Source organism: Pseudomonas frederiksbergensis (assembly GCF_003732665.1).
Lineage (GTDB): Bacteria > Pseudomonadota > Gammaproteobacteria > Pseudomonadales > Pseudomonadaceae > Aquipseudomonas > Aquipseudomonas frederiksbergensis_G.
The window spans coordinates 55,796-79,037 of sequence record NZ_MOBP01000025.1 but is presented as its reverse complement, the minus strand read 5'-3'; the positions used below and the strand labels follow the sequence as shown (position 1 = coordinate 79,037).

Genomic DNA, 23,242 nt, shown 5'->3' with positions numbered 1-23,242 from the left:
CAAAGCTCAAATGGACATCCCCCAACCGGTGCGTAAAAGCCGGCTGGCCAACCCCGGCTGGTTTCTGGTCAGTCCTTCGGTAGCCATGTTGCTGCTGTGGATGATCGTGCCGCTGGGCATGACCCTCTACTTTTCAGTGATCCGCTACAACCTGCTCAACCCCGGCGAGAACGAGTTTGTCGGGCTGGATAACTTCACCTATTTCCTCACCGATTCGGGCTTCCTGCCCGGCGCCTCCAACACCCTGTTGCTGGTGGGCAGCGTGCTGCTGATCAGTGTGGTGTTCGGCGTATTGATCAGTGCGTTGCTGGAGGCCAGTGAGTTCCTGGGTCGCGGCATCGTGCGGGTCATGCTGATTTCGCCGTTCTTCATCATGCCCACCGTCGGTGCGCTGATCTGGAAGAACCTGATTTTCCATCCGGTGTCGGGGATTCTCGCCTACGTCTGGAAACTGTTCGGCGCGCAACCGGTGGACTGGCTGGCCCACTACCCGCTGCTGTCGATCATCATCATTGTGTCCTGGCAATGGCTGCCCTTCGCGATCCTGATCCTGATGACCGCCATGCAGTCCCTCGACCAGGAACAAAAAGAAGCCGCACGCCTCGACGGTGCCGGCCCGGTCGCGATCTTCTGGCACCTGACCCTGCCGCACCTGGCGCGGCCGATTGCGGTGGTGGTGATGATCGAAACCATTTTCCTGCTCTCGGTATTCGCCGAAATCTTCACCACCACCAACGGCGGCCCCGGCTACGCGTCGACCAACCTCGCCTACCTGATCTACAACCAGGCGCTGGTGCAGTTCGATGTCGGCATGGCATCCGCCGGCGGTTTGATCGCGGTGGTGATTGCCAACGTCGCGGCCATCGTGCTGGTGCGCATGATCGGCAAAAACCTGACAGACAAAGCCTGAGGCCTGCGCCATGACTCTTCAACAATCCCGCCGCCTGCAAAGTTTGCTGCTCGGCACCCTGGCCTGGGCCATCGCGATCCTGATCTTCTTCCCGATCTTCTGGATGGTGCTGACCAGTTTCAAAACCGAAATCGACGCGTTCGCCACGCCGCCGCAGTTCATCTTCACGCCGACACTGGAAAACTACCTGCACATCAATGAGCGCAGCGACTACTTCAGCTTCGCCTGGAACTCGGTGGTGATTTCCTTCAGCGCCACGGCCCTGTGCCTGCTGATCGCGGTGCCGGCGGCCTACTCCATGGCGTTCTACGAAACCAAACGCACCAAAGGCACGCTGCTGTGGATGCTCTCCACCAAGATGCTGCCGCCGGTGGGCGTGCTGATGCCGATCTACCTGCTGGCCAAGAGCTTTGGCCTGCTCGACACGCGTATCGCGCTGATCGTGATCTACACGCTGATCAACCTGCCGATCGTGGTCTGGATGATTTACACCTACTTCAAGGACATCCCCAAAGACATCCTCGAAGCGGCTCGCCTCGACGGGGCAACCCTGTGGCAGGAAATGGTCCGGGTGCTGCTGCCGATCGCCAAGGGTGGCCTGGCTTCTACGGTGCTGCTGTCGCTGATCCTGTGCTGGAACGAAGCGTTCTGGTCCTTGAACCTGACCTCGTCCAAAGCCGCGCCGCTGACTGCATTGATCGCCTCGTACTCAAGCCCCGAAGGTCTGTTCTGGGCCAAGTTGTCGGCCGTCTCGACCCTGGCGTGTGCGCCGATCCTGATCTTCGGCTGGATCAGCCAGAAACAACTGGTTCGCGGCCTGTCGTTTGGTGCTGTGAAGTAGACCGGAATCCGATCCTTGTAGGAGCCAGGCTTGCCGGCGAAGGCGTCGGTGAAATCGCCTTCGCCGGCAAGCCTGGCTCCTACAAAAAGCGCGCCCGGCTCAAATAAATAAAAACATGTGGAGGCCCATCATCATGGCCAACCTGAAAATCAAGAATCTGCAAAAAGGCTTCGAAGGCTTTTCCATCATCAAGGGCATCGACCTGGAAGTGAACGACAAGGAATTCGTGGTGTTCGTCGGCCCGTCGGGCTGCGGCAAGTCCACCCTGCTGCGCCTGATCGCGGGGCTTGAAGAAGTCAGCGGCGGCACCATCGAACTCGATGGCCGCGACATCACCGAAGTCAGCCCGGCCAAGCGTGACCTGGCGATGGTGTTCCAAACCTACGCCCTGTACCCGCACATGACCGTGAAAAAGAACATGTCGTTCGCCCTCGACCTGGCCGGCGTACCGAAGGCCGAAGTCGAGAAGAAAGTCGGCGAAGCGGCACGCATCCTCGAACTCGGGCCGATGCTGGAGCGCAAGCCCAAGCAACTGTCCGGCGGCCAGCGTCAGCGCGTAGCCATCGGCCGCGCCATCGTGCGTAACCCGAAAATCTTCCTGTTTGATGAACCGCTGTCCAACCTCGACGCCGCCCTGCGGGTGCAGATGCGCCTGGAGCTGCTGCGCCTGCACAAAGAACTCAAAGCCACGATGATCTACGTGACCCACGACCAGGTCGAAGCCATGACCATGGCCGACAAAGTCGTGGTGCTCAATGGCGGCAAGGTCGAGCAAGTGGGTTCGCCCCTGGACCTGTATCACCAACCGGCCAACCTGTTTGTCGCCGGGTTCCTCGGCACGCCGAAAATGGGCTTCCTCAAGGGCAAGGTCACCCGCGTCGAAAGCCAGAATGTAGAAGTGCTGCTGGACGCCGGCACCCGCATCACGCTGCCGTTGAGCGGTGCCAACCTGAGCGTCGGCGGCCCCGTGACCCTGGGCATTCGCCCGGAACACCTGAACCTGGCGCAAACCGGCGACTGCACCCTGCAAGTGACTGCCGACGTCAGCGAACGCCTGGGCAGCGACACCTTCTGCCACGTGGTGACCTCCTCCGGCGAAGCGCTGACCATGCGTGTTCGCGGTGACCTGGCCAGCCGTTACGGCGAGTCCCTGAGCCTGCACCTGGACGCCGAACACTGCCATTTATTCGATGCCGACGGCGTAGCGCTGACCCGCCCTCTGCGCGTAGCGGCCTGACTTCAGAGAGCCTGTGATGAAACTCAATAAACAAAACCTCAACCGCCTCGCGCCTGAGGTGGTGCTGCCCGCCTACGCCCTGAGCGATACGCGCCAAGGCATCGCCCATATCGGCGTCGGCGGTTTCCATCGGGCGCATCAGGCTTACTACACCGATGCACTGATGAATACCGGCGAAGGCCTGGACTGGGCGATTTGCGGCGTCGGCCTGCGCGCCGAAGACCGCCGCGCTCGCGACGATTTGAAGGAGCAGGATTACCTGTTCACCTTGTTCGAACTGGGCGACACCGACGACACCGAAGTGCGAGTGATCGGCGCGATTCGCGACATGTTGCTGGCCGAAGACGGCGCCGAAGCGCTGATCGACAAACTCGCCAGCCCCGAGATCCGCATCGTCTCGCTGACCATCACCGAGGGTGGCTACTGCATCGACGACAGCAACGGCGAGTTCATGGCCCACCTGCCGCAGATCCAGCACGACCTCGCGCACCCTGGTGCCCCGAAAACCGTGTTCGGCTTTCTCTGCGCCGCCCTGGCCAAACGGCGCGCCGCCGGTACGCCGGCGTTTACCTTGATGTCCTGCGATAACCTGCCGCACAACGGCGCCGTCACCCGCAAGGCATTGCTCGCCTTCGCGGCCCTGCGTGATGCCGACCTGCGGGACTGGATCGAGCAAAACGTCAGCTTCCCCAATGCCATGGTCGATCGCATCACGCCGATGACCAGCACCGAGCACAAGCTGCAATTGCATGACAAACACGCGGTCGACGACGCCTGGCCGGTGGTCTGCGAACCCTTTGTGCAATGGGTGCTGGAAGACAAGTTCGTCAACGGCCGCCCGGTCTGGGAAAAGGTCGGCGTGCAGTTCACCGACGACGTCACGCCTTACGAAGAGATGAAAATCAAGCTGCTCAACGGCAGCCACCTGGCCCTGACTTACCTGGGGTTCTTGAAGGGTTACCGCTTCGTCCACGAAACCATGAACGACCCGCTGTTCGTGCGCTACATGCGCGCCTACATGGACCTGGACGTCACGCCGCAACTGGCGCCGGTGCCGGGAATCGACCTCACGGATTACAAGAACACCTTGGTGGCACGCTTCTCCAACCAGGCGATTGCCGATCAACTGGAGCGGGTGTGTTCGGACGGTTCGTCGAAGTTTCCGAAATTCACCGTGCCGACGATTAACCGGTTGATTGCCGATGGCCAGGAGACCAAGCGCGCTGCACTGGTGGTGGCGGCCTGGGCCTTGTATTTGAAGGGTGTGGATGAGAATGGCGTGACCTACTCGATTCCCGATCCCCGGGCGGCGTTCTGTCAGGCGCTGGTGGCCGACGACGCGTTGATCACCCAGCGGTTGCTGGAGGTCGAGGAAATCTTTGGCACGGCCATCCCGCGCTCGCCGGAGTTTGTCGCGGCGTTTGAGTGGTGCTGCAACAGTTTGCGCGAAGTCGGGGTTACGCGGACGTTGGAGCGGGTGTTGGCTTAAGTGAGGTGGTGAATCTGCTGCCGTCTTCGCGAGCAAGCCCGCTCCCACACTGGATCGTTGTCGTACACAAAATGTGTGTTCACTGAAAATCCCCTGTGGGAGCGGGCTTGCTCGCGAATGGCTTCACCTGGATCGACCTGACACACCAAGGATCTACCATGGCAAACCAACAACTATTCCTCGGCATCGACTGCGGCACCCAAGGCACTAAAGCCATCATCCTCGATGCAGCCAGCGGTCAGGTGATGGGCCAGGGCGCCGCGGCCCACACGCTGATCAGCGGCGGTAACGGCCGGCGTGAGCAGGACACCCGCCAATGGCTGGACGCCTTCACCCTCGCCACCCGCGGTGCCCTGCTCGCGGCTAATGTCGATGGCCAGGACATCCTCGGCGTCGGCGTCTCCGGCCAGCAACACGGTTTGGTGCTGCTCGACGACCAGGGCCAGGTCCTGCGCCCGGCCAAGCTCTGGTGCGACACCGAATCCACCCCGGAAAACGATCGCCTGCTGACCCATCTGGGCGGCGAAACCGGTTCGCTGGAGCGCCTCGGCATCGTCATCGCGCCGGGCTACACCGTGTCCAAACTGCTCTGGACCAAAGAACAACACCCAGACATTTTCGCCCGCATCGCCCGCATCCTGCTGCCCCACGACTTCCTCAACTACTGGCTCACCGGCCGCAGTTGCAGCGAATATGGCGATGCCTCGGGCACCGGCTACTTCAACGTGCGCACCCGCCAGTGGGACTTGCAACTGCTGCGGGACATCGACCCCACCGGGCGCCTGCAAGCCGCGCTGCCGGAGCTGATCGACGCCCATGAAGCCGTCGGCACGATCCTGCCGAGCATCGCCGAACACCTGGGCATCAACCCGCAAGCGCTGGTGTCCAGCGGTGGCGGCGACAACATGATGGGCGCCATCGGCACTGGCAATATCCAGCCCGGCGCGATCACCATGAGCCTCGGTTCCTCGGGCACGGTCTACGCCTACTCCGAACAGCCGAAAGTCAGCCCGGACGTCTCGGTCGCCACGTTCTGTTCCTCCAGCGGCGGCTGGTTGCCGTTGATCTGCACCATGAACCTGACCAACGCCACCGGCGTCATTCGCGACCTGTTCGAGCTGGACATCGAGCAGTTCAACAATCTGGTCGCCCATGCGCCAATCGGTGCGGACGGCGTGTGCATGCTGCCGTTCCTCAATGGCGAACGCGTCCCCGCCCTGCCCCACGCCACCGGCAGCCTGCACTGTTTGACCATGACCAACATGACCCAGGCCAACCTGTGCCGCGCTGCGGTCGAAGGCACGACCTTCGGCTTGCGTTACGGGCTGGACCTGCTGCGGCAAAATGGCTTACAAAGCCGCAGCATCTGTTTGATTGGCGGCGGCTCGAAAAGCCCGGTGTGGCGACAGATCGTCGCCGACATCATGAACACCCCGGTGATTTGTACCGAACAAGCCGAAGCGGCGGCCCTGGGCGCGGCGATTCAGGCGGCGTGGTGCAAATCCTGGTCGAACGGCCATGAAAGCACCCTCGCGGACTTGTGCGAGCGCTGCGTCAAACTCGACCTGAGCAGCGAAACGCTACCCGATGCCGACAACGTGGTGGCGGCCCAGCAGGCCTACGAACGCTATCAACAACAGGTCGCAACCCTTTAAAGAGCGAACAATTATGTATCTGGTGTGTGGCGAAGCGCTGTTCGATTTCTTCAGCGAAGACGATGCGAGCGGTCAGGCTTCAAAAGTGAATTTCAAGGCGATTGCCGGCGGCTCGCCGTTCAACGTCGCGGTGGGTTTGCGTCGCTTGGGCGTGGAGTCGGCACTGTTCGCCGGCCTGTCCACCGACTACCTCGGCCGCCGCTTGCAGCAAGTGTTGCAGGACGAAGGTGTGCGCCCGGACTACCTCGTAGATTTCGCCGCCCCGACCACCCTGGCGATGGTCGCCGTCGGTGCCAACGGCTCGCCCCACTACAGCTTCCGTGGCGAAGGCTGCGCCGACCGACAATTGCGCCTGGAACACCTGCCGGAGCTGGGGCCAGAAGTGCGCGGCTTGCACATCGGCTCGTACTCGCTGGTGGTGCAGCCCATTGCCGACACCCTGCTGGCATTGGTCGGCCGCGAAAGCGGCAGACGCTTGATCAGTCTTGATCCGAATGTGCGCTTGAATCCGGAGCCGAACATCGACCTGTGGCGCTCGCGGATTGCCGAGCTGGTGGAATTGGCCGATTTGATCAAGGTCAGCGATGAAGACTTGAGCCTGCTCTATCCCGAGCAGGATCCGCAGCGGGTGATCGAGGGCTGGCTGCAACATCGCTGCCAGTTGGTGTTCCTGACCCGTGGTGGCGAAGGCGCGACCGTGTTCAGCCGGACGCATGGAACCTGGTCGGTGCCGGCCAGTTCGGTGAAGATCGCTGACACAGTTGGGGCTGGCGATACCTTCCAGGCCGCGCTGATTACCTGGCTGACCGAGCATCAGTTGGATTCGGTAGACGGTGTCCAGCGGCTGAATCGGGAGCAGATTGACGGGATGCTCAAGTTTGCCGTGCAAGCCGCGGCGCTGACCTGCAGCAAAACCGGGCCGGATTTGCCGTATCGCCAGCAGTTGGATCTTCACTGAAAGTGAGGGCCTCTTCGCGGGCAAGCCTCGCTCCTACGGGATTGACGTCGGTATTGCGATCAACATCAATCCTGTAGGAGCGAGGCTTGCCCGCGAAAGCGCTCCACCCCACACCCTCACCCTCACGTCCTGTGTAAACTATCGCCCTTTTTAAGCGCATGACAGGAAGACGGGCTTTTGAACTCAAGGCACACGGCTGGGCTTGTACTACTCACGACCTTAATGGCCGGTTGCAGCACCTCGCCACCCCGCTCCCCCAACGATATCTGCGAAATCTTCCGGGAAAAGAGCGACTGGTACGACGCCGCGCAAGTCACGCAAAAACGCTGGGGCGTGCCGATCCAGGTGCCCTTCGCGATCATGTATCAAGAGTCCGGCTATCGTTACGACGCCAAGACGCCGCGCAAATACCTGCTGTGGATCATCCCGTGGGGCCGGGTCTCGACGGCTTCCGGCTACGCCCAGGCCAAGGATGAAGTCTGGTCCGACTATCAGAAAAGCACCGGTCGAAGTGGGGCCGACCGCGAAGACTTCGATGACGCCATCGATTTCGTCGGCTGGTACATGGACAAAACCACCAGCATCAATGGCGTGTACAAATACGACGCCTATGGGCAGTACCTGAACTACCACGAAGGCTGGGGCGGGTATCGCCAGAAAACCTATGGCAGCAAAGCGTGGCTGGTGGCCACGGCCGGCAAGGTCCAGGGCCGATCCGATATGTATGCGCAGCAATATGCCGGGTGTAAAAACGATCTTAATCGTGGGTTTTGGAGTCGGTTTTGGCATTGGCTTTGAGATAGGCATCGCCAGTGATGGCATAAGGCTGTTACGCGCCGAAGGCGACTTCAGTCTGAAACTGACCATTAGTTCATGAGCACATGGCGCTGCCCTTGTTACCCCGTGTGCAACCAGATATGTACAAATCCCCCGCAATCATTGGCCCAGAGCCCACCCATAGGGGATTTCCCTACGCCCGAGCCCGGCATTTGCGCCTTGAACGAGGCCGGTTAATCCTGCACCATCCGTCCCAGCTTATTCAAAGGACGGAATTCAAGGCATGCTGGACGCGAACGCAACCCATATTTCCCTCACGCTGGAAGGTGTTTCCACTGACCTTCAAGTGCTCAGTTTCGTCGGTCGCGAAGCCCTCAACCAACCGTTCAGCTTCGACATCGAACTGGTCAGCGCCCGCCCCGACCTGAAACTCGAAGAGCTGCTGCACAAGCCTGGCTGCCTGACCTTCGGCGCCACCGGCAAAGGCATCATCCATGGCCTGGTGTATCGCATCGAGCAAGGCGACTCCGGCAAGAAGCTGACCCGCTACAGCCTCAGCCTGGTGCCGCAACTCGCCTACCTGCGACACAACCATGACCAGCAGATCTTCCAGCACTTGACGGTGCCGAAGATCATCGGCCAGGTTCTCGAAGCACGGGGCATTCTGGCCGACGCCTACAGCTTCCAGCTCGGCGCGATCTACCCCGAACGCGATTACTGCGTGCAGTACGACGAATCCGACCTGCATTTCATCCAGCGCCTGTGCGAAGAAGAAGGCATTCACTTCCACTTCCAGCACTCAGCCAGCGGCCACAAACTGGTGTTCGGCGACGACCAGACCGTGTTCCGCAAACTAGCGCCGGTGAGCTACCAGCAAGACTCCGGCATGGCCGCCGAAAAAACCGTGATCAAGCGCTTCAACCTGCGCCTGGAAACCCGCACCACCCGCGTCAGCCGCCGGGACTACGATTTCGAAAAACCAAGAATCCTCCCGGAAGGCGCGGCCAAGACCGAATTCGCCCCGGACCTCGAAGACTACGACTACCCTGGCCGCTTCACCGACCGCGAACGCGGCAAGCAATTGGCAACCCGCGCCCTTGAGCGCCATCGCAGCGACTACAAACTCGCCGAAGGCAAAAGCGACGAACCGACCTTGGTCAGCGGCCACTTCCTGGCCCTGAGCGAACACCCGCGTGCTGAATGGAACGACCTCTGGCTGTTGCTGGAAGTCGTGCACGAAGGCAAACAACCGCAAGTGCTCGGCGAAAACACCACCAGCGACGTCACCGACAACAAGGACGACTTCCACCAGGGCTACCGCAACCGCTTCCTCGCCACCCCGTGGGACGCACACTTCCGCCCTGCCCTCGAACACCCGAAATCGAAAGTCCTGGGCAGCCAGACCGCCATCGTCACCGGCCCCAAGGGCGAAGAAATCCACACCGACCAGTACGGCCGGGTCAAAGTCCAGTTCCACTGGGACCGCGACGGCCAGGCCGACGACAACACCACCTGCTGGCTGCGCGTCGCCACCGGCTGGGCCGGCAACGCCTACGGCGGCATCGCCATCCCGCGCATCGGCATGGAAGTGCTGGTCTCGTTCATGGAAGGCGACCCCGACCAACCCCTGGTCACCGGCTGCCTGTACCACAAGGAAAACGTCGTCCCCTACGACCTCCCGGCGAACAAAACCCGCAGCACCTTCAAAACCCTCAGCTCCCCGGGCGGCAAGGGCTACAACGAATTGCGCATCGAAGACAAAAAAGGCGCAGAACAGATTTATCTACACGCCCAGCGCGACTGGGACGAAAACATCGAACACGACCAAAAGATCCGCATCGGCAATGAACGGCACGACACCGTTGAAGCCAACACCTACAGCGAGTTCAAGGTTGAAGAACACCGCATCACCCATCTGGACCGCAAGAGCGAAGCCCGGGCGGATGATCACCTGACGGTGGCGGTGACCCAGCATGTGAAGGTCGGGACTGGGCAATTTGTCGAGGCTGGACAGGAGATTCACTACAACGCCGGGGAAAAGGTTGTGGTTGAGGGGGGGATGGAGCTTACGGCCAAGGCTGGCGGGAGCTTTGTGAAGATCGATGCCGGGGGCGTGACGATCAGTGGCGCGACTGTGAAGGTTAACTCCGGGGGTGGGCCGGGGTCGGGCACACCGGCTGCGCCGTTGTTGCCGGGGCCGATGAAGGTGGCGGATGCGGACAAGGCCGGTCTAGTCCCGATCCCCCTGCCCAAACGCCTGAACGAGTCCGGCATTACTCCGCTGTGCGGTAAACAAAGCAATGGTGCTTGCACCCGTAAGGATTGCACATGCATGTAAAAGCGCTGAGCGCCCTCCTCGCCGAACCTCGTTATTCGTTCGAGCAATTGCCAAGAGAAGCATCGAGCCAGACTCTCTGCTTCATCATCGACCGCGCCCGTCAACCAGAGGCCATGAGCCGCCTCTACCGCATCGGCGAGCCAATGATTTCCCAAGGCTTGTTCATCGGCACCGACTTCGCCGAGATCGCCGCTGACGGCCCACTGTGGCTCACCGCGCCTTGGGGCAGCCGCCTCGCAGCCGAAGCCGCAAAACTTTGCGAAGAAAACTTTTCCGGCATCGCCCTGACCACCGAAGACTCGGTCAAAGCCTTGGCCCATGCCCGCTGGCTACTGCGCGCCAATGACGGCTCCGGCGGCCAAAGCCTGCTGAGCTATCACAAACCAAGCCTGTGGGCCGCACTGGCCTACACCGCCGGCGAAACCTCGCTCCAGCTCTTTGGTCCGTGGCAACACGTCTACATCCCTGCTCCGGCCCATTTCGGTGCAGGCAACGGAAACTGGTTGAGCTGGCAATCCACCTCGGAACTCGAATGGCTGGGCGACGTCTCAGCGTTCAACATCCCGGACGATGCACCAATGGTCCAAGCGCGACTGGGTTGGGTCTACTGGGTCGATGAGCAGTACACCGCGTTCAACGAGCCTACCGACGAAGAACTGCCCAACGTGGCACAAAACCTCGACACACTGGTCAACCACAACATCTACGAAGGTCGTCACCTGCTCAAACTGGGCCACATTGCCAACGGACCACTGCTCGACACGCAGCCCCAGGCCATGGCCATCCTGCAATCCAGGGAAGAGTCGTTCATCAAGGTTGAACAGCTGAAGCAACTCGCCACCAGCGCCGCCTGATGAACCCGTCCGCGTAACGAATGAATGGAAGCATTTATGGAATCCGGTAATAGCGCAGCACCCAAGACTGAAACGCCCATTGCCCAGCCAGCCCCCGAAGAAGTTTGTGCAAAGCCACCAAGGGATATCGGCGACCAGCCCGAAGTACCGGAGGACACTCCCGGGTCTCATGACAAAGTGAAAACGCCTTGTTCGACGACCTATGGCAGCGCGATTTATGACACAGAGAACGAATCATTCTGGCTGCTGCCAGAACGCACAAACTCGGCACTTAAAGAATCAGCCAACGATCTGGATCAAAAAGTAAGTAGCAGTAAATCTGCCGAGGAACGCAAAAAAGGCCTCTACGACTCAGGCTTGCTGGAGTACTTCCTCGAACCTAAGCTCGGCAACTTTCTCGCGGGCGAGCAGCAGACACGCATGCTCGAGATCGAAACCCAGTACCCGACTATCAGCAATCTCGACGCTACACTGCTGGCAGCTCAAGAACAGAGAAAAGCCGCAACCCAACCCGTTTCAGCACCCTCAACGCCTCTGACGCGCCTCCAACAGGACGAAATCAAAAAGTCCGAATGGATGGCGGCGCAAGAAGATGCAAAGCGAGTTCACGGGGTTTATGAGGAATGGAAAAAACTGAAGAGCGTTGCAGTCGCCATCGCCAAGAAAAAGGGCTATGCCTATGAAAGTGGGAGCCTGTATTCCCCCAAGGCCCTTGCTGCGCGAGCAGGTGTTCATAAATACCTGAAAGCGCGAGAGGAACTGCTGAAAGAAAAAGACCTGGCAACATTGGGCTCGGCTGAACTGGCGCCGTTGCTGGCTGAAGACAAAAAGCGATTAGACGAAATCGCGACCTGCGGCTTGAATAATAAACTTCCCCTTTGTACTTACATGCGCGATCAGGAAACACAGCGCTTAAAAAGAAAAGCCATCTACGTCACGTATCTCGACTCCATTAAGGAAGTGGCTCTATACGGCATCGCGTTGCCGGAGTTCGCTCTGATTCCTGCGGCCGGCGCGCCAGTCGAAGGTGGCGTAGACCTGTTCAAGCAATACTTGGCACTTGAAAAAAAGCAGACAGAAGTCAACGAACGTCTTAGCAAAAAATACAAAGGCTGGATCGAAGCAAGCGGTCGCCAGGCCAAGGCTCCGGCAAATCTTGTTTCCGCCGAGCGTACAGAATGGGATCGTTTGCAGGCCGAAAAAGACAAGTTGCGGCTACAGGCCGAGAAGAACATGGAAACCGCGACTGTTCCACGATACCTGTTGTGGGAGCCCGAACAGTTCCAGCCCAAGCCTGAAGATCGCCTTGTCAAGAATGGCTTTCCGCTCCACGAAATGAGCATGCTGGACGATCCCAAAAAACCGCTGACTTACCTCAGCATGCTCACGCTTCCAAGATTGAAAAAAGTCTTGGGTGAGGACTTGAACAAAGTCGGTGCCAAGCTCAAGGACCTGACTAAGCGCCCCGGCAATAGCGATGGTAAAGCGGCGAAAGACAGCGAACTGAACCTGTTTGGCCAGTGGCTTGCAGAAGAAGGTGCGCTGCGGATTAAAGACCAGGAAAGTGACTGGTTTACCGCCGAAGGCTGGTTCGACATCGAACTGTTTTACGCCTTCCTGCAAAAAAAGAACTACAAAGTCGCCTCTCTGGACAGTGCCGGCAGCCGTAAGGAATGGGGAACACGCCTGCAGCAAGTGCTGTTCAAAGACAACGTGCGCAAGACCTTCCGCATATTCGATGTCAGCCCGCAAGCACAACTGGTTCGATGCCTCACGTCGTCGTCTTGGAATATTCTCCACGGCTCCGTAAAGGTTGAAGGCCCTGCGTTCACCGTAGCGGAAGGCTTCAAGGCATCGGCAAACGCATCCTTCGCGGTAGACCTTGCCCAAGGTGAAGTCGAACTGTTCAAAGTCGACCTACCTGAACGCAGCAAAGCCAAGGAAATCAAATTCACCTATCTGGATGCACGTAACGTCGAGCAAACGATGAATCTTGGCCGATTCTCGTTGTACCTCGGTGCCAAAGCCTGGGGCTATGCCGGGGCCTCGCTGCTGCTTTCCACGGAAATTGCACTCGACGTCGGCAACGCTGGCTTCCATCTGGCACCGCCCGAACCTGTCGTTCGTACCGGCGACAAGCGCGACTTCGTCCATACCGAAACCAGCGGTCAAACAAAAGCCGTCCCCGCGAAGCTGCAAGTGCAGAACGGTGGCAAAGCCTCCTTCAATCTATTCGCCGGCCTGCAATCAGGCATCATGATCACCGGCGCCCTGAACTGGGCCCCTCCTTCCGAAGTTGCCATGTTGCAACGGGCACCTACAGCGGGGGCCAAAGACTCAATGAAGGTCAACGAATGGTTCAGCCTCGCTCGCCTGTCGGCAGAACTCACCGTCGCCGCGGGCTTCGGCGCCAAAGGTGAAGCCAGTATTTCGCTGTATGACGGACGTTTGATACTGGTATTGAAAGCTTCGTTGATTGCTGGACCTGGTGTGGGTGGGGCTTTCAAATTTGAAGTGGGTTATGACGCGGTGACAGAGTTGATTAACTTGTTCCGTCGAGAGCTCTATAAGAACAAACAGAATCCGTTTATCACAGTTGATGACAAGGCATTTACCTTGATGTCGAACCTCAACACCTTGGCTGTTTGTGGGTTTGATGTTGGGATGGTGTATTTGTTGGGGATTGACACTGTTATGTCGATCTATGAATCGTTGACCGCTGCGGGCAAAGGTGGGCCGATTGCGGATACAATTATCAACGATGACAATCAGGCAGAACTTGAGCAGTGGTGTGTAAATGCAATCCCAAATGCTTTGGGCCCATTGCTGAAAACTCTGATTAGTCCTCCAGAAGCATTTAAGGTCACCCCTGTAGAGTCATCTGTCACCGCAGAAAAAAATGAACGCACATATGGTGAGTCTCAAGCGTTTTTCATCCAGCAGCAAGCTATAGAGCGTATTCTTGGTTGGATTGTGGAAAGCGCTCAGAAACAAAACACCATGGATAAAGCACGGCGCCAGTTCGAAGAAGCCTGTATGTGTATGAATCGCTTCGGTGTCAAGCCAGAGATTGGTGGTCAGGAATATTGCGAGAACCGCTTATTACTCGATAACTTTATGGCTGAAGGTGTTATACGTTTTGAGAAGCGCAGAGGAGACCTGATGAGGGATCGCTACAAGTCTCATATCAAACTATTGGGAGGCGATTTAGACCGTTTATGCCAGCGCAGCCAGTATTTTGGGCGGACCTATATCCCCTCTGGCAAAGCAACCTACACCGGCCCTAGCCAGTAAACTATATTCTCGAGACAGTTATGAATCTAAAATGGCTAATTCCAATCACTGTAATATCTTATCTGTGTTCAGGCTTTGCACTAGCACAGCTTTCACCTGAGCAGGCAACCGCCAAGGAACAGGGATTAATTCTATACAACCAACTAAAACCATCTTATGCCACCCCTTTCTTGTCTATTGCAGCCGAAGCCGGCGATCACGAAGCACAATATTTTTTAGCTGAATCGTTACGAAAAAAAAATCACTACATGAACCCCGAATCTCAGAAATGGTACGAGGCCGCCGCTGACCAGGGAGACTTGTATGCAATGATTCAATTAGGGCGTAATGATGATAGCCTCTGCAAAAACCTACAAAACTGTGCACCCGTTCAAAAGCCCGCTATTGAATGGTTAAAACAAGCACAACATATTGCCAAGCCAAAGGCTGAAAATGGCGATGCTGAGTCTATGTACATCATGTACGAATTGACCGTAGATAAATATTGGCTGAAAAGAGCGGCAGATGCTGGGCATCCAATAGCACAATATTGGATGGGCATAGCGGAAAAACAAGGGGAAGGTTTTTTTCTCCCTTGGCAGCGACAAGATTCTATCGAGAAGTGGTTTAAAGCATCTGCTGAAGGAGGATACCCAAAAGGAATGAGGGAGTACGCATTACTGCTCAGCGAAAAAAATGATATGGAGGGCTACCGAAAATGGAACGAAAAATCCGCCCTCACCGGCTATGTATCCACTATATTTGAGTATGGTTCGGATTTAGCCCACGAACCAGATCTATATGGGTACCCTCTCGATGCTGTCAAAGGCTATGCATTAATTTATTTGCTAAAAGAGCTGGATGGAGGCGGAGGGATGCAAGCGGATGTAAAAGACCAATTGCAAAAAATCTCTTCCAAAATAACTCCTGAACAAATTGCCGAGGCAAAGAGTTTCGCCAAAACATGGAAAGAGACCCATCCGCCCCTATCGTTTTTCCCGGAAAAACTGAGCCGCTGATATCAATGAAAAGATCGCTGATTAGTGCATTATTATTTCTAAAATTTGTGAATAATGCGTGCGCTGGGCTTTCATCTGAAGCGGAATCAGCCAAAATTCGAGGTTTAACTCTCTACAATCAAGACAAAACCGCGTTAGCAGTCCCACTTCTCACCATTGCTGCACAAGCCGGAGACCAAGAAGCTCAGTATTATTTAGGTGAATCGCACAGGAGGAAAAATCATTATATGAATCCTGATGCGCGCATGTGGTACGAGGCATCAGCGGATCATGGTGATTTGTATGCAATGATTCAGCTGGGACGGAGTCAAAAAGATCTTTGCCAAATTTCAAAAGACTGCCCTGCTGGACAAAAAAAACCTATTGAGTGGTTGAATCAGGCTAAAGATCTCGCAAACTTAAAAGCTGAAAAAGGTGATCCGGAAGCCATGTACATTATGTACGAACTCACAATGAATAATGAGTGGCTTCAGAAATCAGCCTCCGCAGGTTATGCTCTATCACAATACTGGATGGGCGTTGGCTATAAGCAAGGAGAAGGATTTTTCCTGCCTTGGAAACGAGGAGAAGAAGTTGAGAAATGGTTTAAATCTTCCGCAGAGGGTGGTTATCCGAAATCAATGATGGAGTACGCAACATTACTCTTCGAAAAAGGGGATATTGAAGGCTTTCGATATTGGAATGAACAAGCGGCGCTGGCCGGTTATGCAGAGACAGTTTATGGCTACGGATCCTATCTTGCCCATGAGCCCGACAGATATGGCTTCCCATTAGACCTCGTAAAAGGATATGCATATGTATATTCATTGAGCGAGTTGGATGGTGGGGGCGATATGCAAACTAACGTCGAGTTCAAATTACCGATTATCGCCGCCAAGATGACACCCGCGCAAATTCTCGAAGCCAAAGATTTGGCGAAAGCCTGGAAAGTTTCGCACCCACCTGTTTCATTTTTTCCCGACAAGTTGAGCCAATGAGCTTAATAAAACTACTCAGCACGCTATTTTTCTTAACGCTGTCGTTCCACGCGAGCGCGGACTTGTCACCACTCCAAGAACCCTCAAAGAAACAAGGAATAACTCTCTACAATCAATATAAAACTATGTCTGCTACTGCTCTCCTGACAGTTGCCGCCGAATCAGGGGATGACGAAGCACAATATTTTCTTGGCGAATCACTTCGAAAGAAAAATCACTACATGAATGCTGAGGCTCGCGAGTGGTATGAAGCCTCGGCGAGCCAAGGCAATCTTTACGCGATGATTCAGTTAGGACGAAGCGAAAAAGATCTCTGTCAGTTTTCGAACGATTGTTCTCCAACAACAAAACAACCAATCGACTGGTTAAATCTCGCCCAAAATTTGGCGAAGCCTAAAGCTGAGCAAGGCGACGCAGAAGCCATGTTCATCATGTATCAACTCACAATAGATCGAGACTGGTTAGAGAAGTCTGCAAATGCCGGTCACGCTATCGCACAGTACTGGATGGCAATCGGTGAACAAGAAGGTAATGGCATATTCCTGCTGCCCTGGAAACGGTCCGAATCCATTGCCAAGTGGTTAAAAGCTTCTTCTGAAGGGGGCTACCCTAAAGCGATGATGGCTTACGTAGCAGTCTTGTATAAAGAAGGCGACATGGTGGGTGTTCGTCATTGGCTGGAGGAAGCAGCAAATACAGGTGAGCAGAATGCTGTAAGTACCTACGGCGCCTATCTGACTCATACGCCCGATAAGGTCGGTTACCCCTTGGATTTGGTAAAAGGCTATGGGCTCGTTTCGCTTCTGAAGGAGCTTGATGGTGGCGGCAGTGCTCGAGATTACCTTGAAGTTAAGCTACCCGAGATAGAGGCAAAAATGACGCCTGAGCAAATTTCACAAGCGAACGAGTTTGCGAAAAAATGGAAACTCACACATCCACCTTTGTCGTTTTTTCCGGAAAAATTGAGCCATTGATTTCAATTAATAGAATAATAATATGCGCATTGCTGCTCACGACACTTACGAACAATGCGCACGCCGAACTTAACACAGAACAAAAATTAGCGAAGACCAAGGGAATAACTCTCTACAATCAATATAAAGCCACTTCTGCAATGCCATTCCTCACCATTGCTGCTGAAGCCGGAGATCATGAAGCCCAGTATTATCTCGGTGAATCGCTCAGAAGAAAAAATCACTACATGAACCCTGAGGCACGTAAGTGGTATGAGGCGTCGGCGACTCAGGGTGATCTTTATGCAATGATTCAACTAGGACGTAGTGAGAAAGATTTTTGCGCGCTTTCAAACGACTGCCCTCCCGAACAAAAACTACCCATTGAATGGTTAAAACAAGCCAAACATATAGCTGAGCCGAAAGCGATCCAAGGTGACGCAGAGGCCATGTATGTCATGTACGAGCTTACAATTGACGACGTATGGCTTGAGAAATCAGCATTTGAGGGCAACCCATTGGCTCAGTACTGGATGGCCATTGGAACTAGGCAGGGAGATGGCTTCTTCCTGCCATGGAAACGGCATGAGGCAGTTGGAGAGTGGCTGAGATTATCTGCACAGGGAGGATACCCACCGGCCATGATGGAATATGCGGCGTTTATTTATGAGGACCACGGTGATTTAGCGGTGGCTCGTCACTGGATTTACGAAGCAGCTAATGCCGGATACGAATCAGGCATCAGTAGTTACGGAGCATATTTGGCGCACTCACCATCGCTGTTCGACTTTCCACTGGATCTGGTCAAAGGTTACGCGGTAACTTCGCTACTCACTGAGCTAGACGGTGGTGGAGATGTTCAGGTTTACGTAAATGAAACCCTTCCTGAAATTGCTGAAAAAATGACACCTGAGCAAATTTTAGAAGCTTATGAATTAGCAAAAGAATGGAAAACCACTCACCCACCGCTGTCTTTCTTTCCGGACAAACTGAGTCGCTAAATTCCATGAGAAGACTATTAATTGCCGCACTTCTATTTATGGCATTTACAAACACTGCTTTTGCCGAGCTCACTTCAGAGCAAAAATTGGCAAAAACTCAGGGAATAACCTTTTACAACCAATATAAAGCCACCTCAGCGATACCATTCCTCACCATTGCTGCTGAAGCAGGAGACCACGAAGCTCAGTATTATTTAGGTGAATCGCTAAGGAGAAAAAATCACTACATGAATCCTGAAGCACGGAGGTGGTACGAGGCCTCGGCTGCTCAAGGTGACCTGTACGCCATGATTCAACTCGGGCGTAGCGAGAAGGATCTATGCACATTTACTAACGACTGTTCGCCCAATCAAAAATTGCCTATTGAATGGTTAAACCAAGCAAAAGATGTAGCTATGCCCAAAACGATACAGGGTGACGCAGAAGCTATGTACATAATGTACGAGCTAACTGGAGACGAGGAATGGCTTGAGAAATCCGCTTTGGCAGGTCATGCGCTGGCTCAATATTGGATGGGTGTAAGTTATCAGCAAGGTGAAGGATTTTTCCTGCCTTGGAAACGTGGCGAGGCTATTGAAAAATGGTTCAAAGCATCCGCTGAAGGTGGCTATCCAAAATCAATGATGGAATATGCCGCTATTCTGTTTGAAAAGTCAGATATCGAAGGGTTTCGGTATTGGAATGAACAAGCAGCTTTGGCGGGCTATGCATCAACTATTTATGGTTATGGGTCAGACCTCGCCCATGAGCCAGATACATACGGTTTCCCATTCGATATCGTTAAAGGTTACGCGCTTATATATTTGCTAAGGGAGCTAGACGGCGGCGGTGGAATTCTGGACTTGGCTGAAAGTAAGCTTAAAAAAATTGCCAGCAAGATGACACCTGAGCAAATAGTAGAAGCTGAGAAATTTGCAAAAACATGGAAGGCGACTCACGCCCCGATGTCGTTTTTTCCCGACAAGCTGAGTCGCTAAAACTGGTGTAAATATCATCTGACCAGCACGCGACCAAACCTACAAACCATCCGATGCCTTGGAGTAGGAAGCAGCAACAAGAACTGCTTCCCTCCTTGACCGAATAATGTCAGACCGGCGCTTTCCACCCCAACATCTGCTGCTGCGCGACTTGCAGCAAATCAAACCCATCCTGCGTCAACAGATACAGCGCATGGGTGATATGCGGAATGTCCTGGACATCGCCATCTCTAAAACACTGGCAATGAAGCGTTTCCAGCAAATTACTGGAGGCGCGAATGCGCTGTAGGGCGGCTTCGAGGATGTCTTGGGGATCGGCTTCGGTGTCGATGACCAGTGGGTTTGTGTCGGTAACGTTGCTTTTGAGTGAACGGTAGCGATTGGGGAAAGGATTTATCGTCGGCATAGTAATTACTCGAGTGTTAATTAGTAATCGCCAGCACCGTGACCAAACGATGGAGGCGGCTGTGCACAGGCTTGGTCAACCGCTAACACTCAAAACGGCTCGCTCGAAAGCGTCCTGCACACAGCCACCATTGCAACGCACTACGAGACGTAGAAGTCCACAGCGCGAATGATGGCACATATATGTGCAGTGTTAACCAGGTGACCAAACCTGCCCGCTGATTTTGCAGCGAAGCCAAACAGTAATCGCTCCACCCCAAACGGCGATAGCAGACAAAGCATCCCATCGTGTAGGAACCTGCCTAAGCTCCCGCAGCTTTTTTCACCCACATGAAACCTCTGTCAGAAATGCCTTCACGACAGGTGGCATTCAACCGGGTTAACCATCGCTTAACTCCGCGGTCCAAAACTTTACGGGACCGCACGCCTTCAGGCTCTCCTGATGCCCAGTGCGGCAGGTTCGGCGCTTTTCACGTCGAGCTGACTTCAAGCCTGCACCGGAGAACCTCCATGAACATGCGCACTCTGCTGATCACCACCGCCCTCGCCTGCACGGCGTTCACTGGCCTGGCCCAGGCCGCCAGCACGTCAACTTCCCAGGACAAATCGTACGAGTACGGTATGCCGCTGCATGTGGGAAAGGTGGTTGCCTTGACCGAACCGTCGACGCTGGACTGCAAAGTGGTCACAGCGGACATGAAGTACATCGACAGCGACACCGGCAAGCCTTCAGAAATCACCTATCGGAAATTGTCTGACGCGTGCAGTTATCAGAACTGACAGAAGGTTCTGATTTGGCGTTTTGCGGTTTGCCTGTGAGGGCTCTGGCGCTATGCTCGTTGCCTCCCTCACTGCCGCAAAGGATTGGCCATGCAGTTATCGTTTCGTACGTTGTCGACGTTCACCGCCGCGCTGTGTGTTCTGTTGGCGCTGGTGTGGGGTTTGCTGCCCGATCGACTGCTGGCAATCTGGGACATTGAGTATTCGTCGGTGGCGGGACTGGTTGCGCGGCGCAGCGCGGTGTTGTTCGCGGCGCTGGGGGTGATGTTTTATCTGGTGCGCAACGAAGCGCCCTCCTCGACCCGCAACGCGTTGAGCAACGGCTTTATCGTCGGCTGTTGGGGGCTCGCAGCCCTGGGCTTCGGCGAATGGCTGAATGGCCATGCCGGGCCAGGTATTTTGCTGGCAGTCGGGGTGGAACTGGCGCTGGGTCTGGGGTTTTTCCAAACCCGGCGCGTGTCGGTAGAGCTTGAAACGGCAGGTTAGAGTGCTTTACGGTCCAGATGCAGAGGCTGAACGGCGGCCCTGTGCTGCATGTCTGATCGAAGTTCGGCGATCAAGTCGTTGATTTCTCGACAACCATTCAAACGTTTAGCATTGATGCCGGTCACTAATAGATCGAGCTGATCGGTGTGCGTGTCGGCATAGACTTTTACGGTCATCGACAGGTCCGGCGATACCGTGCATTGACAGCGCTTCGGCAAGAAGCTGCTTTCAATGATATTGCGTAGTTCCAGGGCAGAAAGAAACATGGCGACCCTCTCCTTAGTGTGAGACTGCCAATCAAATAATCATCGGCCGGTAGTGAAATCACCCGTTTGTCATCCGTGCGGGCCAACACATTTCAACCACTGACCGTTCTCTCGTAGCTACGCTGACTCATTTAAATGTCGGTCAACTTAAAGACAGCTACAGCATAATTCATGCCCGGAATTTCGCTCTGCACCTCGTCGGCAAATCAAGGGTTTAGCGAGGGAGCCATCAGAATGCTCTCATGCAATGTGCAAGAAAGGCCTGTGCAAGCCCTGCAAATTGCCGGTATCAGGCGCGGGTTGCATTTGCCAGACATGGAGGTAAAAAAAATGCTACCCAATATTTCAGTATCCGCTGACCCTACTTTCACGCAAGGAGGCATGATGGGTTGTTGGCCCTTTTGTAAGACCGTTGGGCTAATACTTACCGGGCTGTCATGCGATCAAACCTGTGGGAGCTGGCTTGCTCGCGAAGAGGGCGTCACATACAGCATTAATGGCGACTGACACACCGCCTTCGCCAGCAAGCCCGCTCCCACAGGGGAATTGTGTTGACCTATAAAAAACAGGAGCTTTCCTTTGATCACCTGCCACGTCAGATACGTCATCGATCCGTACCAACTCAGTGAATTCGAAGCCTATGCCCAGGCCTGGCTCGGTATCGTCGAGCGCTTGGGCGGGACGCATCACGGCTACTTCCTGCCATCCGAGGGCGCTAGCAATATCGCTTACTGCCTGTTCAGTTTCCCTTCCCTGGCGGACTACGAAAGTTACCGCCACATCGCCATGACCGACCCGCAAAGCACCGCGCTCGTGGCCTCGCTGGTGGAAAAGAAGTTTATCTTCAGTTACGAACGCACGTTCCTGCGCCCGATGTTGGCTTGACGTCCGTTCATGCCGGAGCTGCGCAAGCAGCGGCGCGCTCGGCGACATGGCGCAAGCTGTCGAAATTGATGTTCGCTCCGGAGTCGATGGCCACCAGGGTCTGCCCCCGGGCGCTGGTTTGCGCTACGTATTTCTTGATCCCCGCCACGGCCAAGGCGCCGGAAGGCTCGGTGATCGAGCGAGTGTCGTCGTAGATGTTCTTGATTGCCGCGCAGAGTTCGTCGTTGCTGACGGTGATGACTTCATCGACACAGAACCGGCACACCTCGAAGCCATAAGCGCCAATCTGCGCCACCGCCACGCCATCGGCGAATGTTCCTACGGTGGGCAGGACTACCCGTTCGCCAGCCTGTAGCGCCGCTTGCAAACACGCGGAATGTTCCGACTCGACGGCGATGATGCGCACCTCTGGCCGCAGGTATTTGACGTAGGCAGCGATGCCGGCGACCAAGCCACCTCCGCCTACCGGGACGAAGATGGCGTCCAGTGGACCTTGATGCTGACGCAGGATTTCCATGGCGACGGTGCCCTGCCCGGCGATCACGTCCGGGTCGTCGAACGGCGAGACGAAGGTGCGGCCGGTTTGGCGGGCCAGGCTCAGGGCATGCTCCAGGGCAAACGGAAAACTCTCGCCCTGCAGCACCGCCTCGGCACCGCGACTGCGCACGCCGAGCACCTTCAATTCCGGCGTCGTGCAGGGCATGACGATGGTGGCAGCGATTCCCAATTCACGTGCCGCCAGTGCCACGCCTTGGGCATGATTGCCGGCCGAGGCCGTGATTACCCCGCGAGCCTTTTGCTCTTCACTGAGTTGCACCAGTTTGTTGTAGGCGCCACGGATCTTGAAGGAAAAGGTTGGCTGCAAATCTTCGCGCTTGAGCAGGACCTGATTGCCCAACGCCTCGGACAGCGCCGACGCCAGCTGCAACGGCGTGCGCACGGCCAGTTCGTACACCGGCGCGGCCAGGATTTTTTTCACGTAATGCTCAAGCAAGGCTTGCTGGGCGGTGGTGCTGCTCATGGTCGTCTCCTGACGTTGATCAGGCCCAGGAGACAGAAAGTAAAAACCCGCCTCTAGGGCGGGTTGGGTGCTGCAGTCGTGAGCTAGCCCGCCAAATAAGGAATGGCGGTAATAATGCTTGGCTGGCAGCGCAATACGGT

General features: G+C 55.7%; 20 protein-coding genes and 1 pseudogene. 18 read left to right on the top strand and 3 right to left on the bottom strand.

Translation table 11 applies throughout. From position 1 onward, the window contains the following. The first annotated feature begins 10 nt into the window (after positions 1–10). From BK665_RS32125 to BK665_RS32055, 15 genes are all read left to right on the top strand, one after another. Complete coding sequence (locus BK665_RS32125; RefSeq protein ID WP_259699680.1) at positions 11–910, top strand: carbohydrate ABC transporter permease; 900 nt, start codon at positions 11–13, stop codon at positions 908–910. Between the two features lie 10 nt (positions 911–920). Further along, positions 921–1,751: a carbohydrate ABC transporter permease gene (locus BK665_RS32120; RefSeq protein WP_054046221.1), complete on the top strand. Its 831-nt coding sequence runs from the start codon at positions 921–923 to the stop codon at positions 1,749–1,751. Between the two features lie 133 nt (positions 1,752–1,884). Beyond that, a complete protein-coding gene (locus tag BK665_RS32115; RefSeq protein ID WP_123410482.1) occupies positions 1,885–2,988 on the top strand; it encodes an ABC transporter ATP-binding protein in 1,104 nt (367 codons plus the stop codon). A gap of 16 nt (positions 2,989–3,004) precedes the next feature. After that, complete coding sequence (locus BK665_RS32110) at positions 3,005–4,477, top strand: mannitol dehydrogenase family protein (RefSeq protein WP_123410481.1); 1,473 nt, start codon at positions 3,005–3,007, stop codon at positions 4,475–4,477. Positions 4,478–4,635: 158 nt separating this feature from the next. Continuing rightward, the gene (xylB, locus tag BK665_RS32105; RefSeq protein ID WP_123410480.1) at positions 4,636–6,132 is read left to right on the top strand and encodes a xylulokinase; all 1,497 of its coding nucleotides are present in this window, start codon (positions 4,636–4,638) and stop codon (positions 6,130–6,132) included. Between the two features lie 13 nt (positions 6,133–6,145). Continuing rightward, positions 6,146–7,090, top strand: coding sequence for a carbohydrate kinase family protein (locus BK665_RS32100; protein WP_123410479.1), 945 nt, complete (start codon positions 6,146–6,148; stop codon positions 7,088–7,090). 177 nt (positions 7,091–7,267) lie between these two features. After that, a complete protein-coding gene (locus BK665_RS32095) occupies positions 7,268–7,888 on the top strand; it encodes a transglycosylase SLT domain-containing protein (RefSeq protein WP_123410478.1) in 621 nt (206 codons plus the stop codon). A gap of 262 nt (positions 7,889–8,150) precedes the next feature. Continuing rightward, positions 8,151–10,205, top strand: coding sequence for a type VI secretion system Vgr family protein (locus tag BK665_RS32090; RefSeq protein WP_123410477.1), 2,055 nt, complete (start codon positions 8,151–8,153; stop codon positions 10,203–10,205). Then, a complete protein-coding gene (locus tag BK665_RS32085) occupies positions 10,196–11,059 on the top strand; it encodes a DUF4123 domain-containing protein (protein WP_123410476.1) in 864 nt (287 codons plus the stop codon). Before BK665_RS32090 ends, BK665_RS32085 begins: the two co-directional genes overlap by 10 nt. A 36-nt stretch (positions 11,060–11,095) precedes the next feature. Beyond that, a complete protein-coding gene (locus BK665_RS32080; RefSeq protein ID WP_123410475.1) occupies positions 11,096–14,353 on the top strand; it encodes a hypothetical protein in 3,258 nt (1,085 codons plus the stop codon). A gap of 20 nt (positions 14,354–14,373) precedes the next feature. Beyond that, the gene (locus BK665_RS32075) at positions 14,374–15,351 is read left to right on the top strand and encodes a tetratricopeptide repeat protein (RefSeq protein WP_123410474.1); all 978 of its coding nucleotides are present in this window, start codon (positions 14,374–14,376) and stop codon (positions 15,349–15,351) included. A 5-nt stretch (positions 15,352–15,356) separates the two neighbouring features. Further along, positions 15,357–16,328, top strand: coding sequence for a tetratricopeptide repeat protein (locus BK665_RS32070; protein WP_185076714.1), 972 nt, complete (start codon positions 15,357–15,359; stop codon positions 16,326–16,328). Further along, the gene (locus BK665_RS32065; RefSeq protein WP_123410472.1) at positions 16,325–17,302 is read left to right on the top strand and encodes a tetratricopeptide repeat protein; all 978 of its coding nucleotides are present in this window, start codon (positions 16,325–16,327) and stop codon (positions 17,300–17,302) included. The genes BK665_RS32070 and BK665_RS32065 overlap by 4 nt, the downstream gene beginning before the upstream one ends. Beyond that, positions 17,248–18,282: a tetratricopeptide repeat protein gene (locus BK665_RS32060; RefSeq protein WP_259699678.1), complete on the top strand. Its 1,035-nt coding sequence runs from the start codon at positions 17,248–17,250 to the stop codon at positions 18,280–18,282. Before BK665_RS32065 ends, BK665_RS32060 begins: the two co-directional genes overlap by 55 nt. Before the next feature lie 5 nt (positions 18,283–18,287). Further along, on the top strand, positions 18,288–19,259 hold the full coding sequence (locus tag BK665_RS32055) for a tetratricopeptide repeat protein (protein ID WP_123410471.1): 972 nt from the start codon (positions 18,288–18,290) through the stop codon (positions 19,257–19,259). A gap of 109 nt (positions 19,260–19,368) precedes the next feature. Here BK665_RS32055 and BK665_RS32050 read toward each other — a convergent pair whose 3' ends face one another. After that, on the bottom strand, positions 19,369–19,665 hold the full coding sequence (locus BK665_RS32050) for a hypothetical protein (RefSeq protein WP_123410470.1): 297 nt from the start codon (positions 19,663–19,665) through the stop codon (positions 19,369–19,371). 509 nt (positions 19,666–20,174) lie between these two features. Between BK665_RS32050 and BK665_RS32040 the strand changes: the two genes are divergently transcribed. After that, positions 20,175–20,444, top strand: a complete 270-nt coding sequence (locus BK665_RS32040; protein ID WP_123410469.1) for a DUF2790 domain-containing protein — start codon at positions 20,175–20,177, stop codon at positions 20,442–20,444. 90 nt (positions 20,445–20,534) lie between these two features. Next, a complete protein-coding gene (locus BK665_RS32035; RefSeq protein ID WP_123410468.1) occupies positions 20,535–20,930 on the top strand; it encodes a hypothetical protein in 396 nt (131 codons plus the stop codon). On the opposite strand, the gene BK665_RS32030 is transcribed toward BK665_RS32035, so the two are convergent. Then, the gene (locus BK665_RS32030) at positions 20,927–21,196 is read right to left on the bottom strand and encodes a DUF1652 domain-containing protein (RefSeq protein ID WP_123410467.1); all 270 of its coding nucleotides are present in this window, start codon (positions 21,194–21,196) and stop codon (positions 20,927–20,929) included. The two genes, BK665_RS32035 and BK665_RS32030, sit on opposite strands and share 4 nt — an antisense overlap. Before the next feature lie 579 nt (positions 21,197–21,775). Here BK665_RS32030 and BK665_RS32020 point away from each other — a divergent pair. Continuing rightward, positions 21,776–22,081, top strand: a complete 306-nt coding sequence (locus tag BK665_RS32020) for an NIPSNAP family protein (RefSeq protein ID WP_123410466.1) — start codon at positions 21,776–21,778, stop codon at positions 22,079–22,081. A 31-nt stretch (positions 22,082–22,112) separates the two neighbouring features. Here the strand turns inward: BK665_RS32020 and ilvA are convergent. Then, positions 22,113–23,075: pseudogene (gene ilvA / locus BK665_RS32015) on the bottom strand (threonine ammonia-lyase, biosynthetic); the annotation flags it as partial. Between the last annotated feature and the right edge of the window lie 167 nt (positions 23,076–23,242).

Coding starts and splice junctions, on each gene's coding strand:
- BK665_RS32050 (WP_123410470.1), bottom strand. CDS start 19,665: ATGCCGACGATAAATCCTTTCCCCAATCGCTACCGTTCACTCAAAAGC.
- xylB (WP_123410480.1), top strand. CDS start 4,636: ATGGCAAACCAACAACTATTCCTCGGCATCGACTGCGGCACCCAAGGC.
- BK665_RS32065 (WP_123410472.1), top strand. CDS start 16,325: ATGAGCTTAATAAAACTACTCAGCACGCTATTTTTCTTAACGCTGTCG.
- BK665_RS32100 (WP_123410479.1), top strand. CDS start 6,146: ATGTATCTGGTGTGTGGCGAAGCGCTGTTCGATTTCTTCAGCGAAGAC.
- BK665_RS32040 (WP_123410469.1), top strand. CDS start 20,175: ATGAACATGCGCACTCTGCTGATCACCACCGCCCTCGCCTGCACGGCG.
- BK665_RS32125 (WP_259699680.1), top strand. CDS start 11: ATGGACATCCCCCAACCGGTGCGTAAAAGCCGGCTGGCCAACCCCGGC.
- BK665_RS32035 (WP_123410468.1), top strand. CDS start 20,535: ATGCAGTTATCGTTTCGTACGTTGTCGACGTTCACCGCCGCGCTGTGT.
- BK665_RS32110 (WP_123410481.1), top strand. CDS start 3,005: ATGAAACTCAATAAACAAAACCTCAACCGCCTCGCGCCTGAGGTGGTG.
- BK665_RS32080 (WP_123410475.1), top strand. CDS start 11,096: ATGGAATCCGGTAATAGCGCAGCACCCAAGACTGAAACGCCCATTGCC.
- BK665_RS32030 (WP_123410467.1), bottom strand. CDS start 21,196: ATGTTTCTTTCTGCCCTGGAACTACGCAATATCATTGAAAGCAGCTTC.
- BK665_RS32090 (WP_123410477.1), top strand. CDS start 8,151: ATGCTGGACGCGAACGCAACCCATATTTCCCTCACGCTGGAAGGTGTT.
- BK665_RS32075 (WP_123410474.1), top strand. CDS start 14,374: ATGAATCTAAAATGGCTAATTCCAATCACTGTAATATCTTATCTGTGT.
- BK665_RS32115 (WP_123410482.1), top strand. CDS start 1,885: ATGGCCAACCTGAAAATCAAGAATCTGCAAAAAGGCTTCGAAGGCTTT.
- BK665_RS32070 (WP_185076714.1), top strand. CDS start 15,357: ATGAAAAGATCGCTGATTAGTGCATTATTATTTCTAAAATTTGTGAAT.
- BK665_RS32060 (WP_259699678.1), top strand. CDS start 17,248: ATGGAAACTCACACATCCACCTTTGTCGTTTTTTCCGGAAAAATTGAG.
- BK665_RS32085 (WP_123410476.1), top strand. CDS start 10,196: ATGCATGTAAAAGCGCTGAGCGCCCTCCTCGCCGAACCTCGTTATTCG.
- BK665_RS32120 (WP_054046221.1), top strand. CDS start 921: ATGACTCTTCAACAATCCCGCCGCCTGCAAAGTTTGCTGCTCGGCACC.
- BK665_RS32055 (WP_123410471.1), top strand. CDS start 18,288: ATGAGAAGACTATTAATTGCCGCACTTCTATTTATGGCATTTACAAAC.